The following is a 12,254-nucleotide window of genomic DNA, read 5'->3' as shown; positions in this document are numbered from 1 at the left end:
CTGGTGAGCCGCGTGGAGGCCGCCGAAACCGCGGGCCACGACCGCGTGGCCGTCGCCGACGTGGCAGCGACGATCGAACAACCCGAGCCTGAGCCGCCCGCCCCGCCCGCCCTGCGTGCCCTGGCCGAACAGTTCGCCGCCGCGTCACCCGGCCGCGACCTCTCCGGCACCCTGCACCTGGGCGACACCACGATCGCCGTGCGCGTCGAACGTTCAGGCGACACCGTGTACGCGGTGGAAGCCAGCGACAAGAAGGTGAACTTCGTCGTCCTCGGCGACTCGCCCGAACTGCTCTCCACGCTGTACCAACGAATCGAGTCCATGCTCACCGCGTGACGCGAAAAGGGCGGTGCCCCCACCGGGGACACCGCCCTTTCTCACTGCTTCCTGGCCCGCTCGACCACTTCCTCGAGCCGCAACGGACTCGGCGGATGATGACTGAGGCACAACGGCGCCCGCATCCGCCGGAACCCGAACGTGTCCCCGGTGACGTAGAACTGCCCGCGCTCCAACCGCGAGATGTCCGCGACCGAACTCCCCTTGGCCCGCGCCATGTCCGTGGCCGCGGCGATCTGCGCGGGGCTGTTCAACCGCCCGAAGAACTGCGTGGTGGCGTTACCGGTCACCTGGTTGTGCACCCCTTTGGGCGCCTGCGTGGCGAGCAACAACCCGAGCCCGTACTTGCGAGCCTGCGAGGCCAGCAAAATCGTGGTCTGCAAACACGCCGTAACCCCACCCGACGGCGCGATCGTCTGCGCCTCGTCCATCACCATCAACCCACCGAGCGGCCGATCCACCGCCGGATTCCGCTTGATCCAGGCGAACACCTCCAGCTGCAACTGGCTGATGAACCCCTGCCGCTGCTCCTCGGACGGCAACCCGACAAAGCTGATCACCGAAACCCGCGCCTTCTTGCCGTCGCCCGGCGTGAGCAACACCCCGGGATCCGTAGGTTCCCCTTGCCCACCAAGCAACGGATCGTTGACCATCGCGGCCCGCAGCGTCTCCGCGAGATCAGCCGCCGTGGCCGCCGCCGAGTTCAACTTGCTGACACCCTCCGGCAACTCCGCCAGCAAGTCGACGAACCCGTGCAGATCCCGCCGATCCTCCCGCGCATACCGCTTGAGCGCCTCCTTCAACACAGCCCGCCCTCTGACCGCGAACTTCGTCTCGCTGGCAACCCGCGCATGCGGCACCAACCGCGCCACCGCGGCCTCCACAGCGGCCCCGAACTCGTCCTCGTCCCCCCGCACCTCGGCAAAGTCCGGCAGGGGATGAAAACTCAACGGCCGGCCACTGGCACGCCCAGGCGTCCACACCACCACCTCAGTGCCCGCGATGTACTCGGCAGCCTTCGCCTCGTCCCCCGGCCGCCACTCCCCCGGCACGTCGGGCCAGGCATCCCCAAGCCGCGCCAGGTCGTTGTTGGGATCCAGCACGATCGCCGAAACCCCGCGCAACGCACACTCCTCGACGATCCGGCGCAACAACACCGTCTTGCCGCTCCCGGACCCCGCGAACACGATCGCGTGCTTGCGCAACGACTCCAGCTCGATCCGGATCTCCCCGTCCATCCCGAGCACGATCGCGTCATCACTCTCCACCGGCTGCCGCATCTGCTCCGGCGGCGGACGCGTCTCCTGATGGCTGGCCGCGGTCCGTTCCTGCTCCGGCAACACCGACCGCAGGAACGTCGTGCTGCTGGCGGGCTTCCTCGCGACCAGCCAGGCGAGCAGCTGATGAGTCTGCACCGCGCAGATCTCCCTGAGCGCGCTGAAGGTCCGCAGATCGTCGTCGGTGATGTCGACACACCGGCCGCCCGCGTTCTCCAGTTCGGCGACCAGTCGCCGAGTCACCGCACCGGTCCAGCCCTTGACGTCGTTGCGAATGATGATCAGATGCCTGCCCTGTCCGCCATGAGACCCCTCGGCGGCGGCCCGAGCATCACGCAGTTTGCGCAGCACCCGGTTGCCGTGGCTGCTCGCGATGAACCGCAAACCCCAGCGTTCCTGGGTGTCCAGCTCCTCGTTCACCGTGAGCCGCAGCCCCGCGTGCAGCCGCATGTCGTCCGAGTGCGGCTCCGGATGCCACTTCAGCTCGTCGTTGCCGACCTCCGTGATCCACGACTTCAACCCTGCCAGCAACAACGCCGGCAGCACTTCGTCCTCGTTGGCCGGCCTGACCTCCGCCGCGCTGATCTCCGCGGTCTGCCGCAGATGCGCGAACCTGGCGTCGAACTCCGCCATGTAGTCGGGCTCGGTCCCGGCCAGCACCGGCGCCGTCGTCACTTCGGCGGGCTGCGGCTCGTCGAAGGAGCTCAGTTCCCTGATCTCGCCGTACAAACAGGCTTCCGCGTGCTGATGCACCCGTTTGAGCAGCTGACGCGGCGTACGACCCGCCCAGTTCGCCGGCTCGAACGCGCTGGGCGCCACCGGCCAGGTCGGGTGCGGCGGATCGATGCCGTTGCGCTGGTAGATCACACCGAGCCATTTCTCCAGCAACTTCTTTCCCACGGCCGGATCCGCGATGGAGGCGAGGATGGGGGTCTTGGTGAAGCGGTCCTCCACGGTGCTGATCGAGATGGACTTCAGCATCGCCCAGGTGTCGGGCAGACAGGCCACCACGGTGATGGTGCGCCTGGTGGTTTCCCGAAGCTGCATCAGTCCGTCCGAGATGTCCCCGATCTCCTGCACCAGTTCGGGGTTGGTCACCATCTCCCCGACCGCGTCTCTCCCCTTGTTGACCAACGTGTCCAACTGGTCGACCGCGATCACGGACGGACCGGTCATCGCGAGAACGCGCGAGATGTCACGCACCAGCGCCCGTGACTGGTTCGCCTCGGCGGGCAGGCCCCAGCGGCGGCGTTCCTCGCTCGCGTCGTCCACGCCCTTCAGATAGGACCTGCCGACATCCGAGAACTCGGACGCGTACAGCACCAGCGCCTTGATCGCGTCGCCGCACTCGACCGCGATCCGACTGTCCACAGTGCGCAGTCCGTGGAGGAAGGTACGCAGGTGTTCCGGAGTCAGCGTCGCCTCACCCATGACGGCCCGCGTGACCTCCGCGGACACGTCGGCGCCCAGGCACAGCTGCCGCAGCAGCACCGTGAGCTGGAGGTCACCCTGATCGTTGGCGCGGCGCAGCTCGCCACGCATCGCATCCGCGACGTCGTCCCAGAACGCCTTGCCCGACGTGACCTCGACGAGGAAGAAGTAGCCGCCCTGCTCCTGGACGGTACGGCGCACCGTCCCCAGCAGGTGCGTCTTCCCAACGCCCTTCTCCCCTTGCAACACCAGACCACCGATGCTCGGTCCGATGCTGTCCCTGGCATCCGCGATGCCGGTCCTCAGGCGGTGCTCGGCCCTGGTGTGCAGGCCCTCGATGTGGAACGGAGAGGAATGCCAGACATCGTCGGGCGTCTCGGCGGAGTTGAAGCGCAGGACCGCCAGCGCTTCGCGCAGGTGTTCGGTCATGATCCCTCGATCGCCATGAGGTGCTTGTCCTCGCCGCCGATCCGGATCGCCGCCGCGTGGTCGTCGTCGGTGAGCACCTTGCGGTTCGCACTGGCGACCAGGTGTGTGTCACCGCCCTGCACCATCTTCAGCAGGGTCTCGTCCACCTCCTCGCGCCCCGCTCCGTCCAGCTGCGGCCGGAGCTTGGCCAGCCGGACCCAGTCGTCGTAGCCGTCACCGAGCTCCAGGTACACCTGACGGATCAGCTCCTCCAGGCCACGGGAGCGAATCGCCTCGGCGAGCAGGCCGCGTTCGCGCAGGAACGGAACCATGCGCCGCAACAGTTCCTGGTTCACCCGTGCCTGTGGCCCGACGCGAGCCGGCAACTCGCTTTCGAGGAGGTGGGTCATGCACCAGTCGATGCCCCTGTCGGTGATCTTGTGGACAAGCCGGCGACCGTCCTTCACCGTCTCCAGGAGGTTGTCGCGGTTCACCGGCTCGCGGTCCTTGGGCACGAGCGAGATCTTGTAGACGTCTTTCAGCTCCACGTTCGGCACTTCGCGATTGGCCAGCATCACGACCATCAATGCCGACTTGGCGCTGGTTGCGTACTTCTCCGGCATCACGCCGCCCTTTCAGTCGGTGAACGCGTTGGTTCGTCGCTCGATCCGGGCGAGCAGTGCGCTCACCTCGGCCCGCAGCCGCGCCGGCACCGCCACCCCGGTCCCGTTGCGATGCGGCTTGCTGAGCAGCAACAGGTCGGCTGACCGGTCGCGCAGAAGGTCCATGTCGCCGTCGTCGAGCGCACCCGCCATGCCCCGCACCGTCTCCTCGACGAGCGCGGACCTTTCGGCGTACGGGAACTCGTCCGGCAGTTCGCGCAGCGCGACCTCGGCACTCTTCAGCGCTTCCACGGCGGGCTCGGTCACCGCTGCCGGCGTCGCCGTGATCAGGTCGTAGAGCGCCCGCGCCACCTGGACCGGTCGAATGCCCGGATCGAAGACCAGGTGCTGGAGGTTGCGCAGGAAACCGGGCAGCCGTCCGCTGTCCGTGCCACGGGTCAGCAGGCAGAAGACCCTTCGCTCCGCGCCGTCGGGGGCGAGGGTGCGGCGCATGAACCGCTCCGCTTCGGTGAGCTGCCAGCGGCTCAACTCGCCGTCCACCACCAGGCACAGGTGCTTCGCGGGATCAAGCGCCTGGTCGAGGATCCCCGGGTCGCCCGACACCGACCTGAACGTCGTCGTGCCGAGCAACTGCAGTTCGGTGATCAGCGCGGTGCTGGTCTGCCACATCGCCCTGGGAGCCGACACCATCAGGTCCGTGCCGAACTTCTGCCGCCTCGACCTCGCGGCCGACACGTAGGCGTCGCGGTTGTCAGCGAGCAGGTCGGTTCGATCGAACTCCTGCGCGATCACGGAGGCGACCGTCTCCAGTGCGAACGAGATCTGACTCGGTGAGGGAGAGAGTTCCTCCAGGACGGGCAACAGCTCGCCGAAGCTCCAGTACGAGATGTACGGCACCGTGAGATGCCGGAGCATCAAGTCCGGTTTCACGCTCTTGACCAGCCAGTTGCGGAAGAGCGGAGTGACAACCTCGGCGGACTTCTTCTGCCATTCGGCGGCGCGCTCGTACTCGACCGTGTTGTCCAGCCGGGACAACACCGGCATCACCTGGTGCCGCGGCCTGTCGTAGGGCAACCGATCCCTGGCCTTGTCGGCGAGGTGGGCGATGTCCACCACGTCGTTGAGGTTCTGGTCGTTGGCGGTGAAAACGACCACCAGCCGGTCCGGCAGCTGGGCTGTGCAGATGCTCGCGATGTCCGAGACGCCCGTGCGACTGTCGATCAGCACGAAGTCGTACTTGGCGGTCCACTCGTCGCGGTACTCCTCGAGATGTGCCGCGAACCCCCGCCGGTACAGGTCCTCCCAGTTGATGGTCTGCATCCGGCGGGAGTACGCGGCGTCGAGCTTGCGGTCCTGGACCCGGCCTGCCGCGATCAGGTCCAGCACGCCGTCGACCTTGACCCGCACTTCGTGAGAGCCCGGCGTCCGCACTCCGGCGAGGTATTCCTGCGCGATGTCGACCACACCGCTCTCCGGCGGCCGCGCCAGATGTGGTTCGAAGTAGAGGTGAAGGCCTGGCGCTTCGAGATCCCAGTCGACCGCCAGCACGCGATAACCCCAGCGCGCGAGCAGTACCGCGATGTTGGCCAGGGTGAAGCTGCGCCCGACGCCACCTTTGTAGGAGTAGAACGTGATCACTGTCCCGGTCATCACTCGAACCTCGGTAACGGCGGAGGCGGGATGAGCACCGGATTGGGCCGATCCACGATCGGCCAGTTCGGGCTCCACGGGGGAACCTGTTTGGCCAGCTGCACCAGATCGCGCGCCAGCACCCTGATCTGCCGGCAGAAGGGGAGATAGTCGACCGAGTCCTGATAGACCGGATCAGGATGTGCGTATTCCTTGAAGTCCTGCCAGGAACGCATTCGCTCGTCGACCGGGAAGTTCTCGGAATCCGAGTAGAGGATGGGATAGATCAGTCCCTGTGAGATGTCGGCACCGGCTAGGCCGAGCATGGCCTCCCGTGCCCGCATGCTCTCCAGCTCCGCCATGCACCAGTCCGACTCGAAGTAGTGCGGGGTCAGCAGCTGGATCATGATCTTGCTGCGTCGCAGCGAGGTCTCCAGGTTGTGCGCCCACTCCACCGCCCGCGGCATGGTGCGGTCCATGTACACCTTCGGTGCGGGCGCGCACTCGTCAGCGAGATACTCGACGAGCTTGTTGTAGAAGTGGGTCAACAGCCATTTCTGCACACTGCCCTTGCGGCTGTAACTGACGAAGAAATCGTACTTGTAGGACACAGCGCACAACGGTAGATGCGCCACCCCGGTTGATAAAAGACAAAAAAGTGGGCATTTTCGACCGTTCCGACCAATAATTGGACAAAAACTGGGTGCCGGAGGGCCGTGCCGCGCACAGCAAGAAGCCCTCGATCTTGGTAGATCGAGGGCTTCTTGGCTTGAGTGGACGATACAGGGATTGAACCTGTGACCCCTACCGTGTCAAGGTAGTGCTCTCCCGCTGAGCTAATCGTCCGAGCGGATGACGAGACTCGAACTCGCGACCCTCACCTTGGCAAGGTGATGCGCTACCAACTGCGCTACATCCGCGTGCCCCGTGGTTTCCCTTGGTGCGAGAGGAACTTTATCCGACGGTCCCCCGAAGTTCCAAATCGGCTGATCTTGAGCCTGACCGGACCACCGAAACGACAGCGGGGCCAGGTGCGACATGCACCTGGCCCCGCTCATGATCCGAAGTGGACGATACTGGGATTGAACCAGTGACCCCTACCGTGTCAAGGTAGTGCTCTCCCGCTGAGCTAATCGTCCGAGGCGGAGACGGGAATCGAACCCGTGTACAGGGCTTTGCAGGCCCTTGCCTAAGCCACTCGGCCACTCCGCCAGGAGCATGAGTCCACAGCAGCTATCCACTGGGGACCCACAGAGCGGATGACGAGACTCGAACTCGCGACCCTCACCTTGGCAAGGTGATGCGCTACCAACTGCGCTACATCCGCGTACATCACTGACTTCGTGATGTTGAAACAACCTTATACGAGGGGTTCAAGCGGGTTTCACCGGGGGTGCCCGCACCACCTTCGCGGGCCCCCTACCTCGGGTTATTCAGCTGAGGTCGTTCGAGATGAGGTGCGTGAGCGCCTCATCGACGTTGACCCAGAGGTGCTCGTTGCCCGGCACGACGACGTCGTAGGTCCGGTCGAGGAAGTCTGCGAGTTCCTGGGCGGACGCCTCGAACATGGCGTGCCCGGAAGGCGAGCTCAGCTCGATCACGACGACCTCGGGGTCGTCGGCGGCGGGGCGGATCCGGACGTCACCATCGCCGGCGTCGGCGATGAGACCGTCTGCGAGCAGGTCGCGGGCGTAAACCCACTCGACCCAACCGGCGCGGCCGGTACGGAACGCGGCGACGACCGCGTACGGGTCCTTCGTGTCGTATCGCAGCTCCACCTGAACCGGGACCGCGGGGGTCCTCGGTGCCAGCAGGTCGAAGACCGCTGTCGAGCGGAGCGTCACGTGATCGTTGCGCATCGTCGTTACCCTCTTCTCCCTTCCCGGTCAATGAAACGACCGAGCACCTTAGTTGTGACGTGCATGTGGCGAGGAACGCTCGCGAAACGGGCGCAGATCACCCCATCGGGTCAGCTTGACTGCGTAACGCGACGGTCTGCACGCGCTCCGTGCCCTCCTCACTCGTTAGCCCGCGTTCAGCGACTCCCATCTTGCTGGGTCTAACCTGAACCCGGTACCGGCTGTTGCGCGAATGTTGGACGTGAGGACATCTCTGGTGGCTGACTCGCCCGGTCCACCCGTTGCGCCACGCGACGGCCGGCCGTCCGATTTCGACCTCGTGCAAAGGCTCGCACAAGGCGATCGGCCGGCGTTCGGTGAGCTGTACGACAGGTACGGCACCCCAGCATATTCGCTGGCCAGACGCATCTGCGTGGACCCCGACCTGGCCGAGGACGTCGTCCAGGAAGCCTTCCTCGCGCTCTGGCGGCACCCCGCCAGGTTCGACCCCACGCGCGGAAGTTTCGGCACCTGGTTGATGACTTTGGTGCACCACCGCGCGGTGGACGCCGTACGCAAGGAGAACACTCAGCGTCGTCGTACTGTTCCCCTCACCGACGACATCTCACCACCGGCCGAAGGCTCCGACCACGCAGCGTTGGTCAGCGTGGTGAGCGCCGAGGTCAGGGCAGCGTTGCGAACATTGCCGGAAGAGCAGCGCCAAGTCATCGCGCTGGCCTATCTCGGCGGCTACACCCAATGCGAAGTGGCGAAGCTGACCGGCGTGCCATTGGGGACTGTGAAATCGCGCACGTTCGCCGCGATAAGACGTCTCAGAGGCACGTTGGGCAACTTGTGGGCCGGCGAGACCGGCGAGACGACAGGAGTTCACCGGTGAACGGCGAGTTGTGCCCTCACGAGGAGCTCGCCGTCGGCTGGGCGATGCACTCCTTGGAACCGGACGAGGAATCACTGGCCCGCGACCACCTGCCGACCTGCGCCACGTGCCAACGCACGGTGCGGTCGACCCAGGAGGTCCTCGCGGGCATCGGCGGCGCCGTCCGCCAGGAACAGCCACCGCCCCGCCTGCGCGCGAGGCTGATGGAACAGATCGAGCACACCCCGCAGGACACGCCGGCCCCGCACACCCCACGCCACGCGGCCCCCACGCCCCTGCGCCCGCAACACCGCCGCCGCACCGGCCGCATCCTGCTGGCCGCCGCGGCAGCCGCCGCGGTCCTGGCGGGCGGCGGCTACCTGGGCGTGCGCGTGAACCAGCTCTCGAACGAGGTCGCAGCGTCCGAGGCCCGCACCAACGACCTGAACAAGGCGCTCTCCCTGGCCGCCGACCCTGCCACGAACAGGGCGGTGCTGCGCAACAACGCCGGCGAAGAGATCGCCGTGGTGTTCTCGAACCCCACCTCCGGCGCGGTGCTGCCGACGAACCTCAAACCGAACGACTCAGGCCACGTTTACGTAGTTTGGGGTGCAAGTACGAAAGCGCCGGTACCGTTGGCAGTGTTCGACGTGCGTACCGGCTCAACCGACCCACAACTGCTGAACTGGTCCGCCGACGCGCACAAACACACGACGTTCGCGGTGTCGCTCGAACCAGGCCGCCAACCCCCGCCGAAACCCTCGGAGGTGCTGGCAGGAGGCCAAGTTGCACCCGCCTGAGTCCCAACAGGATGATCGACACATGACGAAGCCCGACGTGAAGCCCGACGAGCACAAGGGCTGGCGCCACTGGTTCCACCGCAACCCGGCGCTGAACCTGGCCTACCGCATCGGCGTGGGCGTGATCGGCGGCCTCGTGCTGATCGCGGGCATCATCATGATCCCGTACCCCGGCCCGGGCTGGCTGGTGGTGTTCGCCGGCCTGGCGATCCTCGCGACGGAGTTCGAGTGGGCAGGCCGAGTCCTCAAGTTCGCCAAGCGCTACTACGACCGCTGGGTCGCGTGGCTCAAGCGCCAGCCCGGCTGGGTCCGCGGCCTGGTGATGGCCGGCGTCTGCGCCATCGTGCTGGTCACCTGCTACTTCCTCAACGTGTTCGCGCTGGTGGGCGGCTGGTTCGGCGCCGAGTGGAGCTGGTTGCAGAGCCCGATTTTTGGTTCTCGTTGATGATGTTGTAGGCTATGGCCACACCGCGAGAGCGGGACAGCAAGACAACAGAACACGGGCGTTTAGCTCAGCGGGAGAGCGCTTCGTTCACACCGAAGAGGTCACTGGTTCGATCCCAGTATCGCCCACAGTGTGTTTTACCAGGTCAAACGGGGTGTTGACGATCTTCGTCAACACCCCGTTTGCGTTGTGTGGGAGCAAATTGGGAGCAGAAGTCCTCCCTCAACTCGCCAGATCTATACAAAGTCTTGTTGCCAAGATTCGCAATCCGCAGGTCAGCGAATTGAGGCTCATCGGACTGCTGTTGACCTCTTCGCCGCCACCTATGAGGTCACCAGGCATCAGAGTCGTCCGCTTCGACATCTCCTCCTAGGGCCTGAATCAAGTCGTCCGCGATCGTCTCGGTAACGCCCGCCCCAACCCGGCTGACCCTTTAACCCCCAGATACGGGTTCGCGACCGCCTGAACTGCATAAACAGGTACTTTGGCTGCAGTTCGGCGCACTCGACCACCAATCAAGTGTGTTGGGTTCGTTACATAGCGATCTAAGATCGACTCCTTCACCACCCTGAACGAGTCGGTCCTCACAGATGTCAAGCGGCGAGCGCCGCGTGGACTTCCCGCGCCAGGTCGGTTCGTAGCGGATGGTCACCGTTCAACAGCGCCAGCGCCTCGTTCTCCACCATGTGGAGCGTATGGTTCACGATGATCAGATAGTCGGCTGTGGTTTCACCAAGGCTGTCGGCATCAAAGGCTCCTCACTGGGGTTGCGTACGCCTCGACCGCAACTCCACTAGCAGTCCCGCCTCCCGTACGACGATCGAAGGAAGATCAGCTACCGATCTGGTGACATGTAACGGGCGGACGACATCCGGCGACGACGTGTCATGTACAGGGTCTGTGCCACTTCCTGCACGGTACGAGACGGCCACCGAAGCAACAGATGGGCGCCGCGTGTCTACGACGGCAGTCGCCTCCGGTTGCCGTTACGCTTCGCCGTCGATCACGCGGGCTCACAACTGGACGGACGCCGATGACAGCTCCACTCGCACAGGTGGGGCTGCTCGTCGCACTGCCCGAGGAACTGGCGCGGATCCAGAACCAACTTGTCCGCGCGCCAGGACCACGGTTGATGCACGGCCGTAGTGGCAGCGACTACGAGCGCTTCTGCCATCCCGACTACCCAGACCTCACCATCGCCTGCGGGACGTCCAGCGGGATTGGTGTGCTCAATGCATGCCTGGCCGCTCATCGACTGGTCACCGACGTTCAGCCCGGACTCATGGTGATGACCGGCATCGCTGGCAGCCTCAGCTCTGACGCCCAGATCGGGGACGCCGTGATCGCAAGCGCCGTCGTCCACTACCTCGCAGAAGCAAAGGCCATCGACAAGGGCCAGGGATTCGACCTGCGACTCGACGGGCAGTCGACTCCGATCGACCCTCGACTGACCGACCCCATCAGGCGATTCATCGACGAGTTGCACCGGGGCGAGCGGACGTGGGAAGGCTTGCGCCTACCCTTCACCGGGCTCGACTACTTGTCCGAAGAGGCGCTCACGCAGCGACGCCAACCTGCTGATGTGCCCCAGGTTGTGTTCGGTAAGGTCGCTTCGGGCGATGTGACCTGCGGATCGCGCAACTTTCAAAGGTTGCTTACCCAAAAAGATCGCAAGATCCTCGCCATCGACATGGAGTCCGCAGGCGCCACAGCGGTTGCCACCAACTTCCGAACACCATGGCTGTTCGTCCGCGGAATCAGCGACTACAGCGACGAGAACAAGTCGAAGCTCGACTCGCAAGACCTCCGCCAGAAGGAACAGGTGGGCCCGTGGCGCCGGCACGCCGCCGAGTTCGCTGGCCACATCCTCGTGGCGCTCCTCCCTCACGTCGCGCAGAGTCTGCTCCTCGGCAGCGAAGAGGGAAAGGCCCAGCGGGAACGCGCGTTCCAGCTTCGTGACGGTGGCCAGCCGAGCCCGACGACCTTGGAGCGCAGAGAGGTCGCGGTGTTCGAGGAAACGTGTACCGAACCGATCGCTCCGGAGACTTACCAGAGTTTCATCCGATTCTACGAGCTATTCTTGCCCGGAGACGAGCCGTCCGTGTACGTCATCGGCGAGGACCCTCCCCTGCATCTGCGCCTCACCACCGACGACCGAATCAAGATCTCCACCGTCAGCCTTGCCGGCGCTTTCCTGCATTCATACGGTCACATGTACCCCAACATCATTGTTTGGGACACGGACGTCGAGTACGGCACCGAGGAGCGACTGCAGAGTCGGCTCGCCCAGGTCGCGTTGTGGCTGGATAATGTGCCACCACAGAGCCCGCAGCAGCCATCTCCGGGCTTCGCGACAGTCGACAGCGACGGCAACGTTACCGTCGGTTCCATCCTCCACATCCGACGCTTCTCGCGAACCATCGACACACGGGCATGGACATCGCAGAGCAAGTTGGGTGACATGCGCCTCGACCTCATGCGCATGCTCGGCGCAACGGAGCAAGACGGGCCCGAGTTGGTGCGCGCGGTGCGCAGATCACTCGCCGCGCAGTCGCTCAACACCGCCGCACCAAATCGAGAGGACCATTGA

9 protein-coding genes, 6 tRNA genes and 1 pseudogene are annotated in these 12,254 nt (G+C 65.2%); 6 read left to right on the top strand and 10 right to left on the bottom strand.

Features of this window, described 5'->3' with window-relative positions; translation table 11 throughout:
* Positions 1-336 (top strand): annotated as a pseudogene (locus B0F77_RS04990) (hypothetical protein); the annotation flags it as partial.
* A gap of 41 nt (positions 337-377) precedes the next feature.
* Here B0F77_RS04990 and B0F77_RS04985 read toward each other — a convergent pair.
* The 10 genes from B0F77_RS04985 to B0F77_RS04940 form a co-directional block, all read right to left on the bottom strand.
* Positions 378-3,473, bottom strand: coding sequence for a helicase HerA domain-containing protein (locus B0F77_RS04985; RefSeq protein WP_086661575.1), 3,096 nt, complete (start codon positions 3,471-3,473; stop codon positions 378-380).
* Positions 3,470-4,075 (bottom strand): hypothetical protein, encoded by a 606-nt coding sequence (locus B0F77_RS04980; protein WP_086661574.1) that lies wholly within the window; start codon positions 4,073-4,075, stop codon positions 3,470-3,472. Before B0F77_RS04980 ends, B0F77_RS04985 begins: the two co-directional genes overlap by 4 nt.
* 12 nt (positions 4,076-4,087) lie before the next feature.
* On the bottom strand, positions 4,088-5,725 hold the full coding sequence (locus B0F77_RS04975; protein ID WP_169730886.1) for a KGGVGR-motif variant AAA ATPase: 1,638 nt from the start codon (positions 5,723-5,725) through the stop codon (positions 4,088-4,090).
* On the bottom strand, positions 5,725-6,315 hold the full coding sequence (locus B0F77_RS04970; RefSeq protein ID WP_086661572.1) for a TIR domain-containing protein: 591 nt from the start codon (positions 6,313-6,315) through the stop codon (positions 5,725-5,727). Before B0F77_RS04970 ends, B0F77_RS04975 begins: the two co-directional genes overlap by 1 nt.
* A 163-nt stretch (positions 6,316-6,478) precedes the next feature.
* Positions 6,479-6,550: transfer RNA gene (locus tag B0F77_RS04965), tRNA-Val, on the bottom strand.
* A gap of 1 nt (position 6,551) precedes the next feature.
* Positions 6,552-6,624, bottom strand: a tRNA-Gly gene (locus tag B0F77_RS04960).
* A gap of 147 nt (positions 6,625-6,771) precedes the next feature.
* Positions 6,772-6,843: transfer RNA gene (locus tag B0F77_RS04955), tRNA-Val, on the bottom strand.
* A 1-nt stretch (position 6,844) separates the two neighbouring features.
* Positions 6,845-6,916 (bottom strand) — tRNA-Cys (locus B0F77_RS04950).
* 42 nt (positions 6,917-6,958) lie between these two features.
* Positions 6,959-7,031: transfer RNA gene (locus B0F77_RS04945), tRNA-Gly, on the bottom strand.
* Positions 7,032-7,137: 106 nt separating this feature from the next.
* Complete coding sequence (locus tag B0F77_RS04940; protein ID WP_030477975.1) at positions 7,138-7,563, bottom strand: SsgA family sporulation/cell division regulator; 426 nt, start codon at positions 7,561-7,563, stop codon at positions 7,138-7,140.
* A 232-nt stretch (positions 7,564-7,795) separates the two neighbouring features.
* On the opposite strand from B0F77_RS04940, the gene B0F77_RS04935 reads away from it, so the two are divergent.
* From B0F77_RS04935 to B0F77_RS04915, 5 genes are all read left to right on the top strand, one after another.
* On the top strand, positions 7,796-8,440 hold the full coding sequence (locus B0F77_RS04935; protein WP_086661571.1) for an RNA polymerase sigma factor: 645 nt from the start codon (positions 7,796-7,798) through the stop codon (positions 8,438-8,440).
* Positions 8,437-9,219, top strand: a complete 783-nt coding sequence (locus B0F77_RS04930; protein WP_086661570.1) for an anti-sigma factor — start codon at positions 8,437-8,439, stop codon at positions 9,217-9,219. The genes B0F77_RS04935 and B0F77_RS04930 overlap by 4 nt, the downstream gene beginning before the upstream one ends.
* Positions 9,220-9,241: 22 nt before the next feature.
* Entirely contained in the window at positions 9,242-9,664 is a 423-nt protein-coding gene (locus B0F77_RS04925; protein ID WP_086661569.1) for a TIGR02611 family protein, read from the top strand.
* A gap of 56 nt (positions 9,665-9,720) precedes the next feature.
* A tRNA-Val gene (locus tag B0F77_RS04920) sits at positions 9,721-9,792 on the top strand.
* 926 nt (positions 9,793-10,718) lie between these two features.
* Complete coding sequence (locus B0F77_RS04915) at positions 10,719-12,254, top strand: 5'-methylthioadenosine/S-adenosylhomocysteine nucleosidase family protein (protein ID WP_158102604.1); 1,536 nt, start codon at positions 10,719-10,721, stop codon at positions 12,252-12,254.

It is taken from the genome of Lentzea kentuckyensis, from assembly GCF_002150765.1.
Taxonomy (GTDB): Bacteria; Actinomycetota; Actinomycetes; order Mycobacteriales; family Pseudonocardiaceae; genus Lentzea; species Lentzea kentuckyensis.
The sequence above is the reverse complement of the archived record's forward strand: the minus strand, read 5'-3'. Positions and strand labels throughout refer to the sequence as shown.